Genomic DNA, 23,606 nt, shown 5'->3' on the forward strand with positions numbered 1-23,606 from the left:
AATGTCCGACTCCGAAATCCTCGAAGTCGAAGATCCCGCCCTGGAAGTCCTCACCCGACACCTGGGCTGGAAGGAGATGTTCGCGAAGGACATCGACCGACTGCGCACGTCGCTTAAAGAGACAGTCATTACCCCGATGCTCATCGCCGCAATCAAGCGGCTGAACCCATGGATCAGTACAGACAACGCCAACCGTGTCGCCCGGGACATCTCGAACGTTCAGGCCACGTCAGTATTGGAGGCAAACGAGAAGATCCACGCGATGCTGGAGCGGGGCGTCACTGTCGTGCAGGACAAGAACGACGGCCTCGGCATCAAAAGCCACGATGTCTTTCTCATTGACTTCGAGAACCCGGAGCGCAACGAGTTCGTGGCTGTCCGGCAGTTCAGAGTGCAGCACTACAAAGATATAATTCCTGACATCACTCTGTTCATCAATGGCATACCTCTCGTGCTTATAGAGTGTAAGAGCCCGAAGATCCAGAACCCGATGGATGAGGGAATCAGGCAAATCTGCCGGTACCAGGAGATGGAGGATGCGGACCGGAACATGGGCGCTCCCAGGCTGTTCCATACGGTGCAAATCGTCGCCTCCACCTTCAAGCACAAGACTAAGTACGCGACAAACTATACTCCACGGCGAGACTGGTCGATCTGGCGGGAGCCGTTCCCCTTTACCTTAGACGACCTCGCGAAGAAGCTCGGCAGGCCGCCTACCGAGCAGGATATATTCCTCTATGGCGTCTGCTCTAAAGAGAACCTGCTGGATATCATCCGCACTTTCGTTGTCTTCGAGCGGGAGAGCGGCAGGACTGTCAAAAAGATCGCCAAGTACCAGCAGTACCGGGCAGTCAGGAACATCCTGCGGGGCATATCACGGGAAAAGCGCAAGGGTGGTGTCGTATGGCACTGGCAGGGCAGCGGTAAGAGCCTGACCATGCTCTGGACGTCTGTGAAGCTAAGGCTAAACAAAGAGTTGGAGAACCCGACCATCGTCATCATCACTGATCGGACTGATCTTGACGACCAGATCTTCAGCACGTTCAAGCGGTGCGGCTTCCCCAATCCTGTGAAGGCAAAATCGTCGAAGCACCTGCAGGAACTGTTGCGTGACCCTGTAGGGCAGACGATCATGACTACGGTCCAGAAGTTCCAGGATGCGGCAGACATGTACCCGGTGCTCACCGAGAATGACAACATCTTCGTCCTGGTGGATGAAGCACACCGCACCCAATACCGGTCGCTGGCAGCGAACATGCGCCGTGCTATTAAGAACGGCTGCTTCATCGGCTTCACCGGCACGCCCATCTTCAAGCGTGACCGGGACACCTTCGACAAGTTCGGGCCATACCTCGACCGTTATGATCATAACCAGTCTGTACAGGATGAAGTCACCGTCCCTATCTTATACGAGAGCCGAATGCCCGAGCTGAGCGTGAGCGGCAAATCTCTCGATGCTTTATTTGATCGTATCTTCAGGGACTATTCCCCGGAAGACCGGGAACGGATCAAACAGAAGTACGCTACTACAGCAGCGATAGCTATGGCTACGCCACGTATCAACGCGATATGTCTTGACATTATCCAGCACTATGAAAGCCATATTCTGCCAAATGGCTTCAAGGCCCAGATAGTTGCCGAGAACAGGGAGATGGCAGTCAAGTACAAGAGAACTCTGGACAGCCTCGGAGCGCCATCGAGCGAGGTACTGATCACAGTCGGCCACAACGAGTCGAACCTGATGGAGTTCCAGAAGTCAAAAGAAGAGGAGAAGGAGGTCATCCGCCGCTACAAGGAAGAGGCCGACCCGAAAATCCTCGTGGTATGCGACAAGCTTCTGACCGGGTTCGATGCTCCGGTCGAGCAGGTCATGTACCTCGATAGCCCGCTGCGTGAGCATACGCTGTTACAGGCAATGGGTCGTGTCAACCGGAAGCGGGAGGGCAAGAACTTCGGCATCGTCATCGATTACTGGGGCGTTTCAGAAGACCTGCAGGAAGCCCTGCACATGTACAGTGCCGAGGAGCGGCAGGGCATGATCCTGACCAACTATAAAGTGGAGATTCTGCCCCGGCTGGAAATGGCATACAGGAGCGCGATCACTTTCTTCGACGCCGCGAAGGCGACACAGAAGCCGGGAGAGACGCTCGATGAGGCATGCGTCAGGTATCTGGCTCCCGAAGATCGCAGGGCTGCATTTGATCAGCGGTTCAAGCTATTCTCCAGGTACATGGACATGCTGCTGCCAGATCCCCGGGCGCTTGACTTCATGCATGATCTGAAATGGATGGCCGGCATCCGCATGACTGCCCGTAACGTCTACCGTGAAGAGCAGACACCGCTGGACGGCTGCAGCGAGAAAGTTCGCAAGCTGATCGATGAGCACATCAAAGTCGAAGGCATTACTACCCTCGTGGAGGCAGTACCGATCTTTTCCCAGAAGTTCGATGAAGAGATCGACAAGCTCGGCTCTGCTGAGTCTAAAGCCAGCTACATCGAGCATGCGATCAGGCATGAGATCAACGTGAAGATGGGTGATGATCCGGTATTCTTCGAATCTTTAAGGATTCGCCTTGAGCGTATTATAAAGGACTACATCGAAGGAAGGATAAACTCAGCCGTACAGCTCCAGCTATTAAGAGATCTTCTCGATAGTACTCGGGCACCAGAAAAGAGAGCTTCTGAGATGGGGCTTGAGCCAGACGTAGTCCCATTCTACTCCCTGCTGGCCGAAAAGTTCGATAATGTCGAGGCTATGAAACAGGTTGCCGGTGATATATATTCGACATTGAAGACCTTTGCAGTCGTAGACTGGCAGCATAAGGAGGATACCAAACGCGAAATGCGGAAAAGCATCAAGCGAAAACTGAAGGATGTCCAGTATCCTCCTGAACAAATTCAAGATATGATTGCTAAGATCATGGACCTCGCCGCCCGGAGGCTATCCGGCTATGGAAACTGACTGTATTCAATTTGGAACTACAACAATTCAGTACGAGTTAATCAGGAGCAGGCGCAGGAAAAATGCAACGATCACTGTCCTTCCAGATAGGACTGTGCAGATCGCTGTTCCACAGGATACTAATAGAGATCAGGCGCAGTCCCTGATGATAAAAAAAGCCCCTTGGGTGATTAAAAAAATCGATATGTTTCAGTGTATCAGCCCTGAAGTTGCCAGTAAAGAGTATGTGAGCGGTGAAACGTTTCTATACCTTGGCAGGCAGTACCGGTTAAAAATACTAAAAACTAAATCAGAGTCATCCGCAAAACTAGTAGGCAAATACTTATATGTCAGTGTTCCAGAAAGTGTTAGATCAGATAAGAGCGAGTATGCTAAAAAATTAGTATACGAGTGGTACCGGACACATGCTGCCGAAAAAATTAAAGAAGTCATTAACTTTTATTGTAAAAGATCAAATCTGCCAGTGCCTGCATTCGTTGTTAAGAATCAATTAAAGCGATGGGGTAGCTGTACTGCTAAGAATCAATTGATCTTTAACACAAGAATTGCTATGGCTCCTGTCTCTCAGCTTGAATATGTTGTTGCACATGAGCTTTGCCACATGAGATTTAGAGATCATTCACCGAAGTTTTGGAGTATGTTAAAGTCTGTCATGCCTGAATATGAGAAACGGAAAGAAGCACTGAAAAATGATGGATGGAAATACGAATTTTAATGATCAAGCAAATGGGACAATTCCCTTCTAATATTTAGCGTTCGACGGAGGTTTTTAGGGTCTGCCCGGAGCGAAGCGGAGGGGTGCGGAGGCGGCGGGGTAATGGACGCCTGCCGTAGGCGGCGTCGCTTAGCGCTTGCGAAGGAGGTTCGACTGGCGCAGCCGAAGGCGTAGCCAGGTCGTACCGACGAGGGTGCGAGCGCGGCCCCGACGGCGTAGCACCCTAAAAACTGGAGTAGGCCGACCCGAAGGGTCGGACGTCGAACCGCGAGGATGACGGTTTATACATTAGCTTATTACTCTGGCATCCCCAAAATTGATTTAAAGAAGCTCACGATGCCGTTAATGAAATCGTCTAAGGGCGATCCACCGCTCTCCTCTTCCCCTGCAGGCCCGCTTTCGACTTCGGGACTCATATCCGGCGCCGTGTGGACGATAGTCTCGTTTGTCCGGGCGGGCTCAGGCGTAGGAGTTACTGTGGCCACTTTCGTGTTGTCAGTTGATGTAGAGTTATCTTTCGCATTCAGGGCCGGCCACGGGGTGACCATCGGGTAGTGGATGTAATCGGGTATGTAAACGTTCGACTCGTTCAGGGCTCCCGCGGACACCCTGAACTTCTTATGCCAGGCGTACCCGTCCACCTGAACGATAACCGAGTAGTTACCCGGGTCCAGCTCTGTATACGTATATGTCCCGTTTCCGTCCGTTGCGGTAAGCCCGGTGACGATGCCCTGATCGTCGCACAGGTATACGTCAGCGTCAGGCACGAGGTTGCCGATGGAATCGTAGATCGTGCCGGTGACGGTGCCTGAATTGCCGGCCGCCTGCGCGGAAACTGCAGCCGTAGCCGCGCCGTATGCGGCTAAGACAATAGTGGCCAGAATTAGCAGGCCTGTAATCAGCTTTCGGGTTTCCATCATGGCGCTGTCCCCCTGATACCATCAGGTAAGCGGGTAATGCATAAGAAGCTAATCTTACCAATTTGAGACTACTTTTGTGAAAGTTATCCGGCTCTGGTACCCATATTGTATCAAATTCAGGCCGCAGACCTCTATACTTTTTATGTTATCAGAAGCGTATAGTATAGCGATATGGGCCTATCCACATCTGAACCTGGCAGCATCCGGTACGGCGCCGAGACTATCAGCTTTTCCATAGTCCGCAGCCCCCGGCGGAAGACGGCCTGCATCACTGTGTACCCTTCAGGCGAGGTGAGGCTGACGGTGCCCGCCCGGACCAGCGAGGCCCAGGCCCGGCGGTACGTGGAGCAGAAGGCCGGGTGGGTGCTCGGCAAGCTCAAAGCCTTCGAAGCGCAGGGCGCCCGGGACGTGAAGAAGCGGTACGTCGACGGAGAAATCTTCCTATTTCTCGGCCGGGAGTACGCGCTGCAAATTTCCCGGGGGCCCGAGCCCCTGGTGACGCTCGGGGATAAGACGCTGAACGTGTTCGTCCAGGACCCGGGTGACAGGGAGGCGATCAGGTCGGCGGTATTCGGGTGGTACCGTTTCCAGGCCGAAACTTATCTCCGGGAGCCCGTGGCCTCCTACGCGAGGGCGCTCGACGTTTTCCCGCCCCCATTCAAGGTGAAGAACCAGTCGAAGCGGTGGGGCAGCTGCACGGCGAAAAACCTGCTCAACTTCAACCTGAAGATCGTCATGGCTCCCCTGGAGCAGCTGGAATATGTGGCCGCCCATGAAGTCTGCCACATTAAGGTGAAAGACCATTCCCCCCGGTACTGGGCTGTCCTGAAGTCGATCATGCCGGACTGCGACACGAGAAAGAAGGCGCTGAAAACTGAGGGGTGGAAATATGAATTATAGTGACGGGCCGGCCTTTCGGGTGCTAACGTTCGTCCAGATCGGCCCGACATTTGCTGGTATGTGATAATCGTTATTCCAGGGGAGGCTTGCGCCAGTCAGGCAGGCTTTTGACGCCCTGCATGATGGGCCTGTACTCCGGGTCTTCGGCGCGCTTTTTGCGCATGTATTCCCGCTGATATGCAGTCTTGTCGAAGGCCGACTGGCCGATGAAGGCTTTCAGTTCCCTGACCAGGCGGTCCAGGTCTCTGGTGTCCTGGCTGATGTCGCTGTCGCCGGCTTTGATCCGGGCTTTAATGGCCTCGGTCCTGGCGCTGATCTCCTCGAGCTTGTCCAACATGGCCTGTTTAACTTTCCCTTCTCTGCCTGTCATGATAATCCGGCGGTGGTGCTTTCGCCGCGTTCGGTGTGAGTGAATATGCCTGTGAGTTGTGGGACTTAGTATAAAATAACAGTCTGACAATTTTAGGCGGATTGTCAGACGGGCGGTATTTGAGTCTTACACGCCTTAGTTGTTAGACTAACTATAAATATTTGTCTGTTAGTCTAACAACTATGTGCAGCACCGTGAAAGTTATAGCGGTTACCCGATAATCGATCGAACTGCCTGCGACGTGGCCTTTCACCTGGTTTCCTGCAACTGCTCGCCTGCTGGCCGTAGAAAGAGCGGGAATGCTAGATTATCTCGTGCGCACTTGTTTCCGGTGAGGCTTCAAAATGATTCTCAGGATACTGTTAGGCGCCGTCATCGGCGCGGTGTTCGGCTATATCGTAGGGTGGATCATCGAGATGTTCCCCAACTTCAACTCGGCGCTGCTCAGCGGCATCACCGCGCTGACGGGGATCGGCGGGGTGAGAACTCCGGCATTGCTTGCCGCTTTAGGCTTCATCCTCGGCATCCTGGGCGGGCTGCTGAACGGTCTGGCAGCGCATAGTCGTAGAAAAGATCGGTACAGGATACTGCGGTGACCGGCCAACAATAAAGGCGACCGCGAGGTTCCCGCCTTTTTATACAGCTTTCGCGGGATGATTCTCTGTCTCATCCCGGTCACCAGGTTGGGGCGCAGCCCCTCTCCTTCGCCAGCCCGAGGGTGCCCAGAGGAGTCTCTGCTTCTCTGCCATGGGCAAAGTACATGCTCATGAACCGTTTAATATTTGTACCGGGGCAGCTAATGTAAATGTTCCGGGAGGCCGGCGTGAGATACTGCGGGCGTCTTCGGATTTACTTTCATAACGGAGGTCCAATATGTCCAGATTCAACACACCAATATCCGGCAAGAGGAACGAGAAAGGGCTGATGCAGATCGAGGTTTTCCCGCTCAGGGTGCTCAACGTGGAGACGGCGCAGAAGCTGATCGACGAGCTGAACAAGATCGACGGCATCACGAGGATGGTCGTGCACGGCCCCCGGCTGCCAAGGGAGAACCCCGACGACCTGCTGGAAGGCAAGTTCGGCGCCACGGACAAGAAGTACCTGAACATCAAGGGCGAGCAGGTGGAGCTCACGGTGCAGGTCGGCAGGATCTGGATCGAGATCACCGACACGCCGGTCATCGAACAGGTCCGCGCCGCGGCGGAGAAGACGCTGCCCTTCCCGTTCGAGATGTACGAGGGAGTGTACATACGGACGAAGAAGACGCTCAGCGACTACGTGCGCAAGGGCGGAAACGTCGACGACATCAGCGTTGGTCTGTTCGACCCCAAGGCCAAGGCCAGGTCTTCGTGCTGTAGCACGAAGGGCGACTAAAAAATTTTTCTGCGGCCGCCGGCCCCCGGTCGGGATTCCGGCTACCGCCATCCATTTATAGCCCTAAATATATTGCTTGCTCCGGAGATGACCATTGTGGATCCAACACTTAAAAAACTGGGCTGGAACGCCTTTTTTGGACAGAATTTCAGACAATACGCCGGAGCGTACGAGCCGGGCCGGGTCTCGACCGTGCACAAAACCGGTTACCTTGTATATACTAAAGACGGAGAAGTCCGGGCAAGAGCTGCGGGCAGCCTCCGCCAGAACGGCGATCAGCCTGCCACTGGTGACTGGGTAGCCCTCTCTAGAGACGCTACTGGCACGGCAACCATCCACGCCATCCTGCCCCGGAAGAGCAAGTTTTCCCGGAAGGACGCTGGCCGGGTCACGGGCGAGCAGGTGCTCGTCACCAACATCGACACCGTCTTCCTCGTCACTTCGCTCAATAAGGACTTCAACCTGAGGCGGCTGGAGCGCTACCTCGCCATCGCCAGGGATAGCGGCGCGGAGCCGGTCGTGATCCTGAGCAAGGCCGACATCTGCGATGATGTGGCCTCGAGAATCGCCGCCGTCAAGGAAATCGCCCCCGACGTCGCGGTACACGCCATCAGTTCCGCCGAAAACCGGGGCCTGGAGCAGCTCTCGGCGTATCTGCAGGAAGGCCGCACCGTCGCACTCCTTGGCTCGTCGGGCGTCGGCAAGTCCACCCTCGTCAACGCCCTCGAAGGCCGGGAGGTCCAGAAGACCGGCGATATCCGGGAGGACGACAGCCGGGGCAGGCACGTCACCACCGAGCGTACTCTCATTATGCTGGAGAAAGGCGGCATCATCATCGACAATCCCGGCATGAGGGAGCTGCAGCTCTGGGACGCCGGGGACGGGCTGCTGAGCCAGTTCGCCGACATCGAAGCGCTCGGGAAACAGTGCAAGTTCTCCGACTGCAGGCACGAGACCGAGCCCGGCTGCGCTATCAAAAAGGCGCTCAGCGACGGCACCCTCTCAGTCGTCCGGCTGGAAAGCTACCGCAAACTCCAGAAAGAGCAGCTCGCCATCGAGCGGAAGAAGAACCCTGCACTGATGGCCGAGGAGCGGAAGAAGTGGAAGAAGATCGGCCAGCTGGGAGAGGCTATCCGGAAGAGCAAGGAGCGCGGGGATTACAGAAGCTGATCCCCGCCTCGCAGGGACTTTTCACTCGTGCTCGATCCGGTCGGCCATGTGCTCTTTGCCCCAGTTGTACATCTGCTCGACGATCGGCATCAGCGACCTGTATCGCTCTGTCAGCGTGTACTCCACTCTGGGCGGCACCTCCGGGTACACTTTCCTGGCTATGAGCCCGTCGTTTTCCAGCTCGCGCAATTGCTTCGTCAGCATCCTCTGGGTGATGTTAGGCTTATAGGCCGAGAGCTCTTCCTCGATCTGCCCGAACCTGAGCGTCCCGTCTCTCAAAGCCCAGAGGATCAAGGGTTTCCACCTGCCGCTGAGAATGTCTGCGGTCGCCTCGACCGGGCCGTGGTACTTCTTCTTTTGCATGGACAGTTTCCCCTGTCATCTACCACTATACAGGCTGGTAGTATATACCACATTGTATTCTGTTTTCGCTATATACTATCGGTGTGTAGTAGGTATGGCGACGGAAGATCGATCACACGCAGCCCGAAAATGCATGAAACAATGGAGGAATGAACTAATGCCAATTATTACACTGGAAATGGGGCCGCTGACGACCGAACAGAAGGAGAAGCTCATCGTCGCCTTCACCCGGGACGTCTGCGAAGTGACCGGAATGCCGGCCGAGGCGATGGTGGTGCTCATACGGGAGCTCCCCCGCGAAAACATGGGCGTGGCGGGCCAGCAAGTGTCGAAGATCAGGCGCTAAGGGAAAAGTTCCGGGTATCTGTCTGTACTGTCGTCCGGGCTCTCTCCAGACTATTTTTAAAAAGTGCCACATAAAGGTGGAATACTTGCAAAGGGACAGTAAAGTACTCCTGATACTGGTCATGGGGATGCTGATGGCCTCCATCGACGCGACTATCGTGGTCCTGGCGCTGCCGGCTATAACCGCCAGCCTCCACACGAGCCGTTCGCTTTCGATCTGGGTGATCGTCATGTACCTCCCGTCGTGTCCGTGGCGACCACGCAGTTGGGCAGGCTCAGCGACCTGTTCGAGCTGGTCATCGAGTTCTTCACCAGGCTCAACTATGCGCTGCTGGCCGGGCTGCACGCTCTGTTAGCCGCCATCGATCGGACGGCGGCATTGTCAGCTGCCTGCCACACGAGGTGCTGTGTACGTCCGCATCCCGTAAGTGGCACTGATAGGGGGGACTGACCTCTTTCCTCCAGCACCGGAAAGTCTATATCGCCGCACACATATGGATTGGTACGTACATATACAAACTAATCTCTCGGTGGAACTGGTGATCTAAAAATGGAGATGGACAAGCTCGAGCAGGAGAACACCGCAGCCACGGTCTTTTCGTACCTCATCCGGGGGCTGTCGAACGGCAACAAAGAATCAGTCAAGGCGGAGCTCGTGCAGAAGATGACGCCTATAAAGGAACTCTACAGCCTGTCGGACGAGATATACCCGCTCTACATCGACCAGTGCATGGAAAAGAAAAAGTTCCTCAAGGTGCAGGACGCCATCGAGGCGTTCGGCAGCGCCATAGACGCAGGCAAGATCAAGAGCAGCGATGAGCGTATCATCATGGCCTGGATCGGCGAGATCATGCGGCAGAACAAGACGACCGGCAACGTCAAGACCAAGCGCCGGTAAACTTTTTTCCGCCAGGGGCAGATGAGAAACTTTATTGTCCTCCTGCCCATAACTACTTTTTAACGATCCGGCGAAAATTGCCGCCCGAGGAACACTTATGAAAGTTTTTGGCATCTGCGGCAGCCCCCGGCTGGGAGGCACCGACTATGCGGTCAACTACGCGCTTAATCTCCTTAGAGAGAAGGGCTGTGAGACCAGGTACTTCCACGTGAGGGGCAAGGACATCAAGTTCTGCATCCACTGCGATTACTGCGTCAGGGAGAAGAAAGGCTGCGTTCACAAGGACGGGCTGGCCGAGTACTATGAAGGCATGATGTGGGCTGACGGCATCATCATAGGCACGCCCTGCTACCACGGCATGCTGAGCGGCCAGGTCAAGACGCTGATGGACCGATCCCGGGCCATCCTGGCGAAGGACCCCGAGATCCTGAAAGGCAAGATCGGCATGGGCCTCGCAGTAGGCGGCGACCGGGCCGGCGGCCAGGAGATCGCCCTCCAGCAGATCCACGAATACTACATACTCAACGAGATGATCCCCTCCGGCGGAGGCAGCTTCGGGGCCAACCTCGGCGGGGCGCTGTGGTCGCAGGACCGGGGCGCAGAGGGCATCGCGGCCGACGAGTACGGGCTGAAGACGGTGCGTAAGACAGTTAAGCGGTTTTATGATCTAATGGAGAAGACGAGAGGTAATTCCGATGGTTAAGATAGCATGGGGCATCACAGGATGCGGGGATAAAATCGAAGAAATCGCCCACATGATGGTCGATCTCAAAAGGCAGTACGACCTGAACGTGGACATCTACATCTCCAAGAACGCGAAGCTTGTGCTGAAATGGTACAAGCTCTGGCAGATGCTGGAGAACGAGTTCTACGACATAAGAGTAGAGGTCGACGCCAACTCCCCATTCCTGGTCGGAAAACTGCAGACCGGCCACTACGACATGTTCCTCGTCGCCCCCGTCACCGCCAACTCCACGGCCAAAATAGCGCACGGCATCTCCGACACGCTGATCACCAACGCAGTATCCCAGGGCGCCAAGGCAAGAGTGCCCATCTACCTGTACCCGCCCGACAATAAGCCCGGCGAGCTGGAGACGATCTTACCGGGCGGTAAAAAATTGACGCTGTACATCCGGGATGTGGACGTGGAGAACGTGGACAGGATCAGGAAGATGGATTCAATTACGGTGCTTGAGGATGTGGCGGATATCAGGCGGGTTATTGAGGACTTCATCAAGGCTCACCCGGAGGCAAAATAACGGAAATACGATAAGCCCGGCGCCGGGCTGCCTGTTCTTAGTTCGCAAAGAGTAAGGTGATGATCGGAGTCTTGATCAGGCATAAGTGACGAAAACCTGGCAGTTCTCAGTTTCTGCGATAGTAAAGCCGCCAAGCTCGCCAAGAGGCCAGGCACGCCAAGCAATAATTAGTGATCGACGAGGTTCCGATCGAAAAAGTCCGTGGCGTGCCCGGCCTCTTGGCGTTCCATGAAAAATTAGCTCTTGGCGGGCTTGGCTCCTTGGCGTGCCTGGCGGTATTTTCGACCTATACAGGGCCAACTTTCAATTTTTCATAGCCTCTACCTGAATATCCCATTATTCATATGACGAGTGCCTGGCGCCCTTGCGCCCTTGCGTCTTTGCGATTTAAAACCGAGGCCTCCCAGGGGCGAGCAATTCATTTTTGTTAGCCACGAGTCCTAACCACCAGCTATTTTACATTCTCCGCCTCTCTATCTTCCATCATGCGCGAAGGCAGCGGCTTCCCGGAAATCAAGGCGATAGTAGTCGACATAGATGGCACTCTGACGGACATGAGCCGCCTCATCAGCCTCGAGGCCGTCGCCGCTATGCGGCAGATGCCGATCCCCGTCATCCTCTGCTCGGGGAATGTGATCTGCTTCGTCCGGGCTGCGGCCAAGCTGCTGGGCGCCAGCAACACGATGATCGGGGAGAACGGCGGCGTGGTACTCCACGGCTTCGATGCTAAGGCCATCGTGCTTGCCGACATCGAGGAGTGCCGCCGGGGCAAAGAGCTTTTACTAAAGGAATTCCCGGAACTGGAGTCGCTGGACGAGACCTACCGGAAATCCGAGCTCGCCTTCCGCCGGGGCATCGACCTTGAAAAAGCCAGGAGCATCATCGCAGAGGACTACCCCGGCCTGGAGATCGTGGACACCCGGTTCGCCTTACACCTCAAGCATAGAAACGTCAACAAGGCCACCGGCATGCGCAAAATCGCCGAAATCCTCGGCATGTCCACGCAGAACTTCGCCGCCATGGGCGACTCGGAGAACGATTTACCGATGTTAAAAGAGGCCGGCATCGCCATCGCCGTCGGCAACGCGACGCCGGAGGTCAAGGCTGCGGCCGACTACGTGTGCCAGAAAAGCTACGGCGAAGGCGCCGCCGAAGGGTTCGAGTGGCTAAAAAGACAGCTGTGAATTAGACCACGACAGCAATCGCTTATTCACCACAGAGGCACAGAGACGCACAGAGGTTCACAGAGTTATTGTTTTACCACAGAGGCACAGAGACGCACAGAGACTTTTATATTGATGCTTGATTTTAACCTATTATCGTGTAATCCTCTGTGCGTCTCTGTGATTCTCTGTGCCTCTGTGGTAAAATGGCTCTCTGTGCGTCTCTGTGGTGAATTCTCAAATCAGTCAGCTCTGACTACTACCAGAGCGTTCTCGTTCTTGTAGGTGATGTACCCTGGGGCGGAAACTTCGAGGGTCATGTACCCGGAGTTCTGGTTGGGGTTGAGCACGATATCGTTGGTTTTTATCAAATAAGCCTGCCCTGTCTTGTTGGTCATGTCCGAGCCTGCGCCGCCCATGCCGTAGACGATTACGCTGGCCCCTTCGATCGGGTCGCCGGCGGCGTCTGTCACTTTAACCTTGCACGTCCACGTCTTGTTTACTTTACCGAAGCCTGCCTTGTCTACGATCAGCATGTTGCCCTGCTTGCCGCTCACCTCAATAATAGAGGCGGAGAGCGTCTTCTGGGGCTTGAAGCCGTTCAGGGCTGAAACCATTGCGGCTAGCGCAATGACTCCGATCACCAGTACCACTATCAGCCTTACAGGGAGGCCTTCCACCCCTGCCTCGTCCTTTAAGAATCCCTTCTTCCTCATGAGCATCACTTGCAAATTATTGAAAATAAGTATTCAAGTATTGTATTTAAAAATTTGCATTTGTGTGAAACCAAGTATGCTATCTCTGTGCAATCTGTGACCCTGGCACAGCGCAGCGATCGTCTTGCTGTCTCATGACGTATAAGCAACCATAAATGCATATCCTGGTGATACTCTCGTCACATCATGCCGCTGAACATGACCCCTGATACTACGGTAGTAAGCGTAAATACAGCCACTGAAAAGGGCAGTGTCGTCCCCACGCTGTACATGAACTCGTACTCGTCGTCGCCGTGCTCGATGCCGCTGACGAATCTCAGGAGGATGATCACGAGGAGCACGATGTAGAGGCCGACGATGAGCATGAACTCGTCCGCAGAAACCAGGGGCGCCGTCACCTGGGGTACCATGGGGAAGTAGGCTTTGGCCGCCTCGGGCATATTCTGGAGATCGATGGCGGTTTCGGCGATGACGGCTGTCACTGCGCCTGAGAGGGCGAGGGTGACGCCTCCGATGAAGGGGGCGAAGGCGATGCAGGTCGTCCTGAGCATGCTGGTCATGGTGAACAGCATCTTCCTCACTTCCTGCTCGATAGCCTGCAGTTCTTTCAGGTGATCTGCGAGCACGATGACGGAGGTGCCGGCGACTTCGCCGCTCATGCCGGAGGTCTCGACAAGCATGTTGATGGTCGCCCTTATCCTGTCGGAGTAGACGTCGGAGAAGGCGCCGTAATCGGGGTCCAGCACGGCTTCGCTCAGCGTGGTTCTGAGGCACCGGATGTTGTAGGCTGCCCGGGCGTAGGCTTTGCCGATTGTCGTGCCGGTCACGATTCGGGCGGTGTAGGCGAACGCCTCTTCGGGGGACCGGCCTTCTGATATACGCCGCCCTAACACGAAAAGGGAGTCGGCAAACTCGCCTTCCATGGCTACGATCCGGTCCCTGATGAGCTTGTATGGCCTGTAGGCGCAGTAGCAGTAGATCGATATGGCTGCGGTGATGCCCCATAGAATGAACGTCGTCCCGGGAAAGGGCAGGGCATCCACAGGCAGGAAGAAGTAGAGGCTGGCTATAGCCGCCCCGAGGCCGATTCCTGTCAGCGCCCAGGCCCATTTTGGCGTCCCGGCCGCTTCCGGGTGGTCAGGTGGTATTTCCGGCGGGGCGAAGGCGGCAGGCCGCTTCAGCAGGATGCTGTGGGCGTACGCCAGCGTCACGAGGGGAAAGGCGAGGTCGTAGAGGAGAAATAGCTGTACGGCGTTCACTCTGATGCCCACCACGGCCGCTGCCGGCAGCATGGCTACCAGCGCGAGGGGTACCATGACGAAGATCGAATAGAGGATCAGCGTCGGGGCGTGGAGCGTGGAGGAGAACGTGCTCATGAGGGAGCGGGTGCCGTCGAGTATCACCTGCAATGCTCTGTTAAGGGATATGGTGCGCATTGCCACTTCCCGCTCCCCGGTCGAGCTTTTGATGATGAAGAGGGATCGTTTGAAGTGGTCGCTGAAGCCTGTGTTCTGCCCTGCCAGCGCGTCCAGCGCGTCGTCCATGCTGTCGTAGGCCCGGATCTGCAGGTCCCACATGAGCTTTCTAATATCCCGGGCGAGCTGCCTTCTCGAGTTTTTGACGGTGAACCGTAAAGACCGCTCCATGTTGGGGTTGAGCTTCATGGCCATGACGATGTAGCTGACCACTTCGGGCATGTCGCCGAGGGAGTGGACCCGCATGTAGTAGGCCTGCCGTTTAGGGTATTCTCCCGCTATGACGAACGTCACCACCGGAATGATGCCTGCGCAGGCGATCACGATGCCTGCGGTGATGTTATCGAGCATTCCCGCTGTAAATGCTGTGAGTCCGGCCGCCAGTATCAGGGCGAACGAGGCGGCCGCTGCCATGATCGCCAGTGACAGCACCTCGACAGCTTCTGTCTCCATGCCGGTAAAGGCGAGCGCTTCCTCCATCTCAGGGCTGGTGCTGGCTTCTGCATAGCCGGCCAGCCTTTCCCTGCCTATAATCTGGCTTAAGAGGCGGCAGGATGCCTTGCACGCCTGCGGAAAGAGTCCCGGCGCAGATCTCATCTGCTCTCCCGGATGGCGCTGCCCAGCCATTGTTTCCAGGAGGCCAGCGCTTCATTGTAGTCTATCGTGCCGTGCTCTCTGCGAATGGTCTCGCAGCACGCCCGGTATTTGTCCATGTGCCGGGCGTACATCGGGGCCTCCATGAGGTCCGGCCTGGCCTCTCCAGCAGCGGCTACCGCTCCTATCATTTCTCCCCGGGCTCTCACGCAGGCGGAGACCTGTTCCAGCGACAGCCCCCAGCGGACAGATATCGCCTGCAGTGCCTCAGATCGGCCGGTATCGATGCGGTCCATGGGCACGAGGGAGTCCCTGTCAGCGGCATACAAAAGCAGGTCGTTAAAGGCGCTTTCAGGGTCATCGTCTGCCGCTCGCTTGACGATCTCGGCCACCTGGGTCACTCTCCTCTCCCTGATCACGCTGCCTCCCGGCCGGACCGTGGAGCAGACCGCCACAGCGTCCGTGGCCCGAAATGAGGCTGGCGGCACTCCTATGTCGTGGACCACCCGCTCGAACACGTCTCTGCAGGAGGCGCCGTGGATGGTGCCCATCACCGAGTTGCCCGAGGCGCCCACACGCATCGCCTCGTAGAGGGAACGCGCTTCAGCCCCTCTGACCTCTCCGAGGACGATCGCCGAGTCTCCCAGCCTCAGCGTGGCCCTCAGCGCATCCGATGCCTGGAACTCGGCCTCCGAGCCTGAAACCGCTGCTCTGGTGCCGATCCCCTGCACTTTCCACCCGCACCGCTGCATGTCCTCGATTGGCAGCTCCGGCGTGTCCTCGATAGCGAGGATCCGGTAGCTGCGGGCTATTTCCAGCATGAGCGCGGTGAGCAGCGACGTCTTGCCGGCGCCCCTGGAGCCTGTGATCAGCATCGAGGCCTGGCCGTCTACCAGCACTGACAGCAATCCGGCTGCATACGGCGATAGCATCTTCCTGTTGACCAGCTGAGGCAGCGTCCACGGGGTCTTCTTGTGCCGGCGGAATGCGTAGGCGAGGCCTCTGGTCAGGGGGCTGCCGATGGCAGACACTCTGGTGTGGAACTCGCCGAGGTCCATGTCCAGCACCGGGCTGGCCTCGGAGAACGGCCTGCCCGAGATCGCCCTCAGCCGGGAGATCATCGAGTCCACGTCGCTTTCCGACAGGTATACGTTGCTGGTGCATTCCTCTCCGTCGACGACCACGTGTAACGGAGTCATGCCTACCGGGGCGTTGACGTATACGTCCTGGATGTGAGGGTCGTTGAGCAGGTCTTCGATGATGCCCAGCCCCGACGTGTACTTGACGAAGGAGAAGGTCAGCCTCTCCAGCCTCGGCCTGTCCAGGTATATGCCGGCTTCCCTGGCCGCATCCACTATGGCTTCCCTGGCCTGTCTGGTGAAGAACGCCCGGGCCCCCGCGGGGTCCATGAAACCGTCGTCGTAAGGCCGGTGCTTGAGCAGGCGCTCCCTTGCCGCAACGATCACCGACAGGTCTTCTCCTCCCACCGCGTATTCCCACGGCACCACGAAGTAGAGCTTTTCCAGGCTGTCCGGCAGCCGGTATATGGAGATCTGGAGGAGGGGAGACAGGCCGTCGGTTCCCTCCACCTCGTAAGACCTCAGAAATGTGGAGCCGTCAGGGGGCTCGGAGAGGATGCGGGACCTGGAAAACCGGGGCCTGATGTACGGCACGATCTTCGAATAGCTGACGTCCTCTATTTCCCTTGCCATGATGGCCAGGTCGCCCACGTAGGCGGCGTACCGGTCCACGCAGGGGCTGCACTGCCCGGTCCTGCCCGCCTCAAAGCTCTCCGTGTACAGGCTTTTGATCTCGATGGCGGCGTCGAGCGGGTCACGGTATGCCAGCGCTGACACTCTGCGGGTCTCGTTCTCCCGCCGGGGGTCGCACCTGCCACACCCGTACCTTGTGAAGGCCGAGGCGTGCAGCCTGACGTCCTCGCAAAACGCCGCCAGGCGAAGGATGGCTTCCAGAGACTCGTGAGCGTATTCCCTGACGAAGTCCCGCTCGAGCTGCAGGCGCTCGATCCCGCCCTTGCCCGCAAGCGCGGCCAGGATGCCTTCCCTGCACGCCGGATCGTTCATGGACGACCTCCCTTTGCACCGGGAGCAGTCTATGATCATCTCTGTGCCCGTCATGCCCGCCCTCGTCCGGGCCGTACAGGCCGTGCCTTTACTCTCTTCAGCCCCTGCCAGTCCTGCTATCCGCCGGAGTAGCAGACCACTGTCAAACATATTTACACCAGATTGTAAATAAGTGTCTGTCAAGGAATAAATACGTTTGCAGGCGCGCATAACGCCGGGACTCTTCAAGTACCCGCGGCCGAAACTGTGATCAGGTGAAGACATGAACGAGCTAAAGGGCAGGAAGATCGTGATGATCGTTGGAGACGGGTTCGAGGACTCGGAGCTACTATATCCTCTGTACCGATTCAGGTACGAGGCGTGTGCCGACGTTACGGTGGCGGGGATCGAGAAAGGGCAGACTTTGAAGGGCAAACACGGCGTGCCCGTCACCAGTGAGGCAGCGATCAGAGACCTGGCTCCAGACGAGTTCGACGCGCTGGTCATCCCCGGAGGGCAGAGCCCGGACCATATCCGCATCTACCCGGAGGTGATCAAGTTCGTGCAGGACTTCGACAGGACCGGGAAAACGATAGCCGCAGTCTGCCACGGGCCTCAGATCCTGATCACCGCCCGCCTGCTGAAAGGCAAGGACGCGACGGCCTGGAAGTCTCTCAGGGTGGACATGGAGGACGCGGGAGCTAACTACATCGATAAGCCGGTCGTCATCAGCCAGCAGTACATATTCTCCCGGCAGCCTTCGGACCTCGGGTTCTTCTGCGACGCTATCATACAGGCCATGTCCCCCGGGAAGAGCATGACTGCAGCGGAGATGGCAAGGGCACAGGCATGATGTTCAAGGACCGGAAAGATGCAGGCCGAAAGCTGTCAGAGCGGCTGGCTCAGGAGCAGTGGGACCAGCCGGTGGTCTTCGCGATTCCCCGGGGAGGCGTGCCCATAGGGTGCGAGATCGCCAGAAAGCTCCGAGCTCCGCTGGACCTGATCATTCCCCGAAAGCTCCCTGTCCCGTACAATCCGGAGGCGGGCTTCGGGGCTGTGGCGCCGGACGGCACCATAGTGCTGAACGACGACCTCGTGTCGCAAATTGGCCTGGACCAGGACGAGATCAACTCCATCGCCATGGCGGTGCTCGACGAGGTGCAACGGCGGATAAGGGAGTACAGGCTCGGGCCGCCGATCGACCCTAAAGGCAGGGACGTCATAGTGGTCGACGATGGCCTGGCATCGGGGTACACGATGATCGCCGCGGTGAGGGCGCTGAAGAAGAAGGGCCCGAAAAAGGTCGTCGTCGCGGTGCCCTGCAGCCCGAGGACTTCCGTGGAGAGGCTGGAGGAGGAAGCGGACGAAGTCATCTGCCTGGCGGTGCAGGAGCAGGGATCGTTCGCGGTGGCCAGCTATTACCAGAAGTTCCCGGACCTGTCGGACGGAGAGGTGCTGGCAGACCTGGGCACATGCACGCTGGTGCCTCCAAAGAGCTGATCCGCGCCCGGCAGCAATACGTGGCATAGAAACCTTTATTATTTTTCATTATGATGTAAATTAGTATGCTGTATACAGGGCGCCACTACCTGCTGGGCAATGCCGGCGACGGCCGCTCTTCCCTGTACCTCGGCCGTTATCTCGCCCTGGACGGATCTCAGGGAGCGCCGGTGCTGCTGGACGTCAGGAAACCCCACGCGGTGGTGATCTGTGGCAAAAGGGGCTACGGTAAATCGTATACCATGGGAGTCCTCGTGGAGGAGTTCGCCGGCCTTCCCGAAGCGCTCCGCAGGAATTTTTCCGTCATCGTAGTCGACACCATGGGCATATTCGGCAGTATGGCCGGCCCCGGAGGCATCGGCGCCAGGGTCTTCACGCCGGCCCCGTTTTTAAGCGAGATGCCTGCCGGGGCGCTGCCCTTCGAAATACCCACCGGCTCTCTGTCTGTCTACGACTATTGCGAACTGCTGGGAATCGAGCCTCTAAGCCCCCATGGAGCTGTCCTGGCCAGCGCGATCTCGGAGAGCGACACGTTCAGCATCGAGTCGCTGATCGACCGTATCCACTCCTCAGCCGCCTCCCCCGGGGTGACCTCGGCAGTCTGCGGCCTCCTCTCCATGGCATCTTCCTGGAAACTGTTTTCCCCGCATGCGAGTTTTGCCTCTCTGCTCGAGCCGGGCAGCATCAACATCATCGACCTCAGCGGCTACGGCCACGACCCCGGAATTAAATCCTGTGCAGTTGCGTCGCTGGCCCGGGCGTTATACGACGTCCGGGTCAGGGCCAGGCGGCGGGAGAACGGGTCGAGGGAGGTGCCGCTGATCTGGATGCTGATCGATGAGGCGCACATGTTCCTGCAACCGGACTCCGGTGCAGGCCGGGTGCTGGTCAACGAGTGGCTGCGGCAGGGCAGGCAGCCCGGGCTTTCGCTGGTCCTGGCTACCCAGCGGCCGTCAGCGCTGGGCTACGATGTGCTGTCCCAGGCCGACGTGATCGTCTGCCACCGGCTGACTTTGAGGGACGACGTGGAAGCGCTGGAACGGGCCAGGCCACTCTACGTCAAGGAGCCGGTTCGAGAAGCGCTGGCCAGGCTGGGGAACACGAGGGGTGCAGCCATAGTGGTGGACGACGCGACCGAGTCCTACCACGTGATCAAAGTCCGGCAGCGGAAGAGCCTGCACGGCGGCGGAGAGCCGGAAATCTATGGCGCTGACTGAACTCCTGCCGATCGCGGCTGCAGGTATCCTGCTCGCCGTTGCCGCCTGTATCGATGTCAGGTCCGGTCGCATTCCCAACTGGCTGACGCTCCTCTCAATCCTGGCGGGCATGGCAATCCTGTCAGTAAAGTGCATATACGGGTATCCCGTATGGACAGCCGCGTTAACAGCCGGAGTCTCTCTCGCTCTGACGTATCTGCTGTGGTTCACCGGGTCATGGGGCGGCGGAGACGCTAAGGCCTGCCTCGGCGCCCTGCTGCTCGTCAGCCCGGCCTTTCCAGTGCTGTTGTTCATCATTGCCTTTTCCAGCGGCCTGGCCCTCATAGTCGCTGTCAGGTGGATGTACCGGCTGACCGACTCGAAAAACAGGCACCGCCATGATAGTGGCGGCCGGCAGCTGGGGCCATCGCTTCTGGCAGCCTTTATCCTCTCTGCCGGAGCCTGCTCAGTACTATCAGGGGGTTCATGATGACGGACGATGCCGGGGCGGACACCCTTCCGATCGCGTTCATCGCCACTTTGCTCATCGCTGCAGCCATCGTCGGTATAGCCGCAGCCGGAATCAGGAACGTCTCTCCAGTTGTGGATACCGGCTCCGTCGACGCGCAGGCGGAAGCTCTGGCGGCAGACTGCAGGGCCTTATTGTCCTGCGCCCCGAGGTACCTTGACGACCCTGGGTCTCCGGCGGGGGCCACTAAAATTGTGGAGCTTTCCCTTCCCGATTCCACCGAGTATTTCGGGCTCGGCTGCGATCCCGGGGGAGAAAGTGCCAGCGGAGGCATCATCTGCTATTCAGTGGCTGGCAGTAAAAAGACGATAGTCGTAGACGCAGGCGTATCGTTCAGGTCCGGGGGTGACGGGACGCTGTCCTCCGTGCTCGAGGCTGAGCATGTCGTACTGCATGGCGGCCGGTATGCGCTGGAGATCGAGTATGCGTGTGATGCGGAGGGCAAGAGGTACCTGCTCGTAGGGGAGGCAGGCTATCGATAAAAGTAAGGGACGCTACGCCAGTGGCGTAGCGTCGTTTAACCAGAGTCTCGAGGACGTTGATACTGTCTTAGTAGGTGGCCAGGTAGTTGTCCAGCTCCCACTGGTGGACCTTGGTGCGGTAGTCGTCCCACTCGATGCGCTTGGCTTCCATGAACCGGTCGTAGATGTGCTCGCCCAGCGCGCTCTTGATGAGGTCGTCCGCCTCAAGCTCGTCCAGCGCTTCCGACAGGTTGGTCGGCAGGCTGCGGATGCCTCTCTGGAGGCGCTCTTCCCTCGTCATGTGGTATATGTTCACGTTCTCCGGCGCTCCGGGGTCCAGCTTCCGCTTGACGCCGTCCAGGCCGGCCTTGAGCGTCACGGCCAGCGCGAGGTACGGGTTGCACGCGGGGTCGGGGTTGCGCAGTTCGGCCCTGGTGCCGACGCCTCTGCGGGCGGGGATGCGGACCAGCGGGGACCTGTTCTTCTCGGACCAGGCGATGTATACCGGAGCCTCATAGCCGGGGACGAGCCTCTTATACGAGTTGACGAGCGGGTTGGTGATCGCGCAGAAGCCCCTCGCGTGGGCCAGCAGGCCGGCTATGTAGCTCAGCGCGGTCTGGCTTAGCTTGTACTTGCCGTTCTCGTCGTAGAAGGCGTTGACTTCCTTGCCGTTCTTGCCCTTCTTGAACAGCGACTGGTTGATGTGCAGGCCCGAGCCCGGCTTGCCGAATACCGGCTTGGGCATGAAAGTGGCGTGCAGGCCGTACTCCATCGCGATCTTGCGGACGACGAACTTGAAGGTGACGATGTTGTCCGCGGTCGCCAGGGCGTTGGCGTACTTGAAGTCGATCTCGTGCTGGCCTTCCCCGCACTCGTGGTGCGAGGCTTCGATATCGAAGCCCATGCCTTCGAGAGCCACGACCATGGAGCGCCTGACTTCGTCGCCCATGTCGATCGGGGAGAGGTCGAAGTAGCCGCCGTGATCCCTGGTGTTCGTCGTCGGCCTGCCCTCCTGGTCTCTCTCGAACAGGAAGAATTCGGCCTCCGGGCCCACGTTCATTGTGAAGCCCATGGCTTCCGCCTCCTTGATGATCCGCTTCAGGTTTACGCGGGGACAGCCCGGGAAAGGCTTGTTGTTCGACCCGTACACGTCGCAGATCAGCCTCGCTACGGGGCCATTTTCGCTCTGCCAGGGGATCAGGGAGAACGTGTCAAAGTCGGGCTTCAGGTACATATCCGACTCTTCGATGCGGACGAAGCCCTCGATGGAGGAGCCGTCGAACATGATTTCGCCATCGAGCGCCTTCTCCAGCTGAGAGACCGGCAGCGCGACGTTTTTAGTCGTACCGAACACGTCCGAGAACTGAAGCTTGATGAACTTGACGCCCAGTGTCTCGGCACGCTGGAGCACAACGTCCTTCGTTACTTTGGTCATGTGTGGGAGTTAAGCTTTCCGTTGCTTATTATCTTAATGGCGGAAAGTAACTTCCTACTTAATATGTATTATAAGTTTTCGGTGGATTTTGGGTCAGGCAGACGAGTTATTTAAAAGCAGGAAATCATAATATAAGGGCGACCTTTACAGGTCGACGACCTTACAGGTCGTACAGTTTGGCCGATCTCGGCCGCCGGGGGGCTTCTATGACGTTGTCGCCCTCTGCGGGGGCCTCGTCGTGTGCCATGGCCAGCCGCTTGAAGATGGTGGCCACGTCTTCCTCGACGACGTCTTCCTTGAGGTTGTACTGCTCTGATATGGCTCTTGTTCCGGCCGCATCTGCCTGTACCTGGGCCGGGGCAGGGGCGGAAGTCTCCGGCTGTGCCGGGGGCTGCTGAGCGGTTTTGGCCGACTGGACTGCTTCCATGATCTGGGTGATCTGCAGGGGAATCTGGGGGGCCTCAGGCTCCGGGGAAGCCGGCTCGGAGGCCACAGGTGGCTGCCGTTCCTGGGCGGGGGTAAAGACGACAGGCTGCTGAGGCCTGATTGCCTTAAGCGTGGCGATCTCTGCTTTCAGATCGTCGATAGCTGCCTGCAGCTCTTTGATACGCAGTTCCTTGTTAGCGTTGTCCAGCGTGAGGCTGTTGAGCATGAACTCCTTTTCCCGCAACTCGTACCTGAGAGTGACCACGTCGTTGTTCAGCTTGATGATCTCAGCGTTCTTCTGGTCGATGTCGGATAGCAGTTTCGGCACCAGAGTGTGGTCTTCCGGCAGCGCGATGACCTTCGGGGGCTGCTGCTGAGCCTGAGGCGTCTCCACCTCGGGAGCGGCCTGGATTTCGGGCTCCGGCGAAGGCGGCAGTGCAGGCCGGGCAGGCGGCCTCGCCTTCTTGCCGTCGAGAATAGAAAGGATGCTGTCGAAGCCGAAGGACTTCCTCTTTGGAGTCGTGTTTGAGCCGGACATATAAAACCTGCCAGAAGCGTTTTAACTTTAATCTGCTATACAATAAACCTTTTGGCCTCGGCGGCCGGGAGCTGTCCCGGCAGAGAGAGCGGGATCGAATTTTCAGGTTTCGCCTGCGCTTCAGTCTTTTCAGGCCTAACAAGGACTGTGGGGTCGATCACATCCAAAAACCGATATGTTTATGTGTTGCGGCCACATAAGGCGAAAGAAGCATCCATTTTCACACTTATCAGA

Annotated in this window: 25 protein-coding genes; 17 read left to right on the plus strand and 8 right to left on the minus strand. The window is 57.6% G+C overall.

Going from position 1 to position 23,606, the window contains the following annotated elements:
- The first annotated feature begins 1 nt into the window (after position 1).
- Together RCI_RS09470 and RCI_RS09475 are read left to right on the plus strand one after the other, a co-directional pair.
- On the plus strand, positions 2-2,962 hold the full coding sequence (locus RCI_RS09470; protein ID WP_012036211.1) for a type I restriction endonuclease subunit R: 2,961 nt from the start codon (positions 2-4) through the stop codon (positions 2,960-2,962).
- Complete coding sequence (locus RCI_RS09475) at positions 2,952-3,677, plus strand: M48 family metallopeptidase (protein WP_012036212.1); 726 nt, start codon at positions 2,952-2,954, stop codon at positions 3,675-3,677. Before RCI_RS09470 ends, RCI_RS09475 begins: the two co-directional genes overlap by 11 nt.
- A gap of 296 nt (positions 3,678-3,973) precedes the next feature.
- On the opposite strand, the gene RCI_RS09480 is transcribed toward RCI_RS09475, so the two are convergent.
- Positions 3,974-4,597 (minus strand): carboxypeptidase-like regulatory domain-containing protein, encoded by a 624-nt coding sequence (locus tag RCI_RS09480; protein WP_012036213.1) that lies wholly within the window; start codon positions 4,595-4,597, stop codon positions 3,974-3,976.
- A gap of 171 nt (positions 4,598-4,768) precedes the next feature.
- Between RCI_RS09480 and RCI_RS09485 the strand changes: the two genes are divergently transcribed.
- Entirely contained in the window at positions 4,769-5,497 is a 729-nt protein-coding gene (locus tag RCI_RS09485; protein WP_012036214.1) for a M48 family metallopeptidase, read from the plus strand.
- 70 nt (positions 5,498-5,567) lie between these two features.
- On the opposite strand, the gene RCI_RS09490 is transcribed toward RCI_RS09485, so the two are convergent.
- Positions 5,568-5,867, minus strand: a complete 300-nt coding sequence (locus RCI_RS09490; RefSeq protein WP_048198405.1) for a hypothetical protein — start codon at positions 5,865-5,867, stop codon at positions 5,568-5,570.
- A 344-nt stretch (positions 5,868-6,211) separates the two neighbouring features.
- On the opposite strand from RCI_RS09490, the gene RCI_RS09495 reads away from it, so the two are divergent.
- The 3 genes from RCI_RS09495 to rsgA all read left to right on the plus strand — a co-directional run bounded on the left by RCI_RS09495 (position 6,212) and on the right by rsgA (position 8,411).
- Complete coding sequence (locus tag RCI_RS09495) at positions 6,212-6,463, plus strand: hypothetical protein (RefSeq protein ID WP_012036216.1); 252 nt, start codon at positions 6,212-6,214, stop codon at positions 6,461-6,463.
- 277 nt (positions 6,464-6,740) lie between these two features.
- Positions 6,741-7,241 carry a methyl-coenzyme M reductase operon protein D gene (gene mcrD, locus RCI_RS09500; protein ID WP_012036217.1) on the plus strand — a complete coding sequence of 167 codons (501 nt, stop codon included), beginning with the start codon at positions 6,741-6,743 and terminating at the stop codon, positions 7,239-7,241.
- A gap of 87 nt (positions 7,242-7,328) precedes the next feature.
- Positions 7,329-8,411 (plus strand): ribosome small subunit-dependent GTPase A, encoded by a 1,083-nt coding sequence (gene rsgA, locus RCI_RS09505; protein WP_048198406.1) that lies wholly within the window; start codon positions 7,329-7,331, stop codon positions 8,409-8,411.
- Between the two features lie 21 nt (positions 8,412-8,432).
- Here rsgA and RCI_RS09510 read toward each other — a convergent pair whose 3' ends face one another.
- Positions 8,433-8,774 carry a winged helix-turn-helix transcriptional regulator gene (locus tag RCI_RS09510; protein ID WP_012036219.1) on the minus strand — a complete coding sequence of 114 codons (342 nt, stop codon included), beginning with the start codon at positions 8,772-8,774 and terminating at the stop codon, positions 8,433-8,435.
- A gap of 157 nt (positions 8,775-8,931) precedes the next feature.
- On the opposite strand from RCI_RS09510, the gene dmpI reads away from it, so the two are divergent.
- The 6 genes from dmpI (at position 8,932) to RCI_RS09540 (ending at position 12,460) form a co-directional block, all read left to right on the plus strand.
- Positions 8,932-9,120 carry a 4-oxalocrotonate tautomerase DmpI gene (gene dmpI / locus RCI_RS09515; RefSeq protein ID WP_012036220.1) on the plus strand — a complete coding sequence of 63 codons (189 nt, stop codon included), beginning with the start codon at positions 8,932-8,934 and terminating at the stop codon, positions 9,118-9,120.
- Between the two features lie 264 nt (positions 9,121-9,384).
- On the plus strand, positions 9,385-9,570 hold the full coding sequence (locus RCI_RS09520) for a hypothetical protein (RefSeq protein ID WP_048198408.1): 186 nt from the start codon (positions 9,385-9,387) through the stop codon (positions 9,568-9,570).
- A 99-nt stretch (positions 9,571-9,669) separates the two neighbouring features.
- Positions 9,670-10,017, plus strand: coding sequence for a hypothetical protein (locus tag RCI_RS09525; protein ID WP_012036222.1), 348 nt, complete (start codon positions 9,670-9,672; stop codon positions 10,015-10,017).
- Positions 10,018-10,114: 97 nt separating this feature from the next.
- Positions 10,115-10,720: a flavodoxin family protein gene (locus RCI_RS09530; RefSeq protein ID WP_012036223.1), complete on the plus strand. Its 606-nt coding sequence runs from the start codon at positions 10,115-10,117 to the stop codon at positions 10,718-10,720.
- A complete protein-coding gene (gene afpA / locus RCI_RS09535) occupies positions 10,713-11,276 on the plus strand; it encodes an archaeoflavoprotein AfpA (RefSeq protein ID WP_012036224.1) in 564 nt (187 codons plus the stop codon). The genes RCI_RS09530 and afpA overlap by 8 nt, the downstream gene beginning before the upstream one ends.
- Positions 11,277-11,761: 485 nt before the next feature.
- Entirely contained in the window at positions 11,762-12,460 is a 699-nt protein-coding gene (locus RCI_RS09540; protein WP_012036225.1) for a phosphoglycolate phosphatase, read from the plus strand.
- 221 nt (positions 12,461-12,681) lie between these two features.
- Here RCI_RS09540 and RCI_RS09545 read toward each other — a convergent pair whose 3' ends face one another.
- From RCI_RS09545 to RCI_RS09555, 3 genes are all read right to left on the minus strand, one after another.
- A complete protein-coding gene (locus RCI_RS09545) occupies positions 12,682-13,155 on the minus strand; it encodes a carboxypeptidase-like regulatory domain-containing protein (RefSeq protein ID WP_012036226.1) in 474 nt (157 codons plus the stop codon).
- A gap of 179 nt (positions 13,156-13,334) precedes the next feature.
- Positions 13,335-15,227 (minus strand): hypothetical protein, encoded by a 1,893-nt coding sequence (locus RCI_RS09550; RefSeq protein ID WP_012036227.1) that lies wholly within the window; start codon positions 15,225-15,227, stop codon positions 13,335-13,337.
- Positions 15,224-17,458, minus strand: a complete 2,235-nt coding sequence (locus tag RCI_RS09555) for a type II/IV secretion system ATPase subunit (protein WP_148266586.1) — start codon at positions 17,456-17,458, stop codon at positions 15,224-15,226. The genes RCI_RS09550 and RCI_RS09555 overlap by 4 nt, the downstream gene beginning before the upstream one ends.
- 112 nt (positions 17,459-17,570) lie before the next feature.
- Here RCI_RS09555 and RCI_RS09560 point away from each other — a divergent pair, with 112 nt between their 5' ends.
- The 5 genes from RCI_RS09560 to RCI_RS09580 all read left to right on the plus strand — a co-directional run bounded on the left by RCI_RS09560 (position 17,571) and on the right by RCI_RS09580 (position 20,994).
- The gene (locus RCI_RS09560) at positions 17,571-18,140 is read left to right on the plus strand and encodes a type 1 glutamine amidotransferase domain-containing protein (RefSeq protein ID WP_012036229.1); all 570 of its coding nucleotides are present in this window, start codon (positions 17,571-17,573) and stop codon (positions 18,138-18,140) included.
- A complete protein-coding gene (locus tag RCI_RS09565) occupies positions 18,137-18,787 on the plus strand; it encodes a phosphoribosyltransferase (RefSeq protein ID WP_052309951.1) in 651 nt (216 codons plus the stop codon). Before RCI_RS09560 ends, RCI_RS09565 begins: the two co-directional genes overlap by 4 nt.
- 65 nt (positions 18,788-18,852) lie before the next feature.
- The gene (locus tag RCI_RS09570) at positions 18,853-20,004 is read left to right on the plus strand and encodes an ATP-binding protein (RefSeq protein ID WP_012036231.1); all 1,152 of its coding nucleotides are present in this window, start codon (positions 18,853-18,855) and stop codon (positions 20,002-20,004) included.
- Positions 19,991-20,473 (plus strand): prepilin peptidase, encoded by a 483-nt coding sequence (locus tag RCI_RS09575; protein ID WP_081477380.1) that lies wholly within the window; start codon positions 19,991-19,993, stop codon positions 20,471-20,473. Before RCI_RS09570 ends, RCI_RS09575 begins: the two co-directional genes overlap by 14 nt.
- Complete coding sequence (locus RCI_RS09580) at positions 20,470-20,994, plus strand: hypothetical protein (protein WP_012036233.1); 525 nt, start codon at positions 20,470-20,472, stop codon at positions 20,992-20,994. Before RCI_RS09575 ends, RCI_RS09580 begins: the two co-directional genes overlap by 4 nt.
- A 67-nt stretch (positions 20,995-21,061) precedes the next feature.
- Here RCI_RS09580 and glnA read toward each other — a convergent pair whose 3' ends face one another.
- Both glnA and RCI_RS09590 read right to left on the minus strand, forming a co-directional pair.
- Positions 21,062-22,408, minus strand: a complete 1,347-nt coding sequence (gene glnA, locus RCI_RS09585; protein ID WP_012036234.1) for a type I glutamate--ammonia ligase — start codon at positions 22,406-22,408, stop codon at positions 21,062-21,064.
- Between the two features lie 160 nt (positions 22,409-22,568).
- Entirely contained in the window at positions 22,569-23,372 is an 804-nt protein-coding gene (locus tag RCI_RS09590) for a hypothetical protein (RefSeq protein WP_012036235.1), read from the minus strand.
- Positions 23,373-23,606 lie beyond the last annotated feature (234 nt).

Origin of the sequence: Methanocella arvoryzae MRE50, assembly GCF_000063445.1 — an archaeon.
GTDB classification, from domain to species: domain Archaea; phylum Halobacteriota; class Methanocellia; order Methanocellales; family Methanocellaceae; genus Methanocella_A; species Methanocella_A arvoryzae.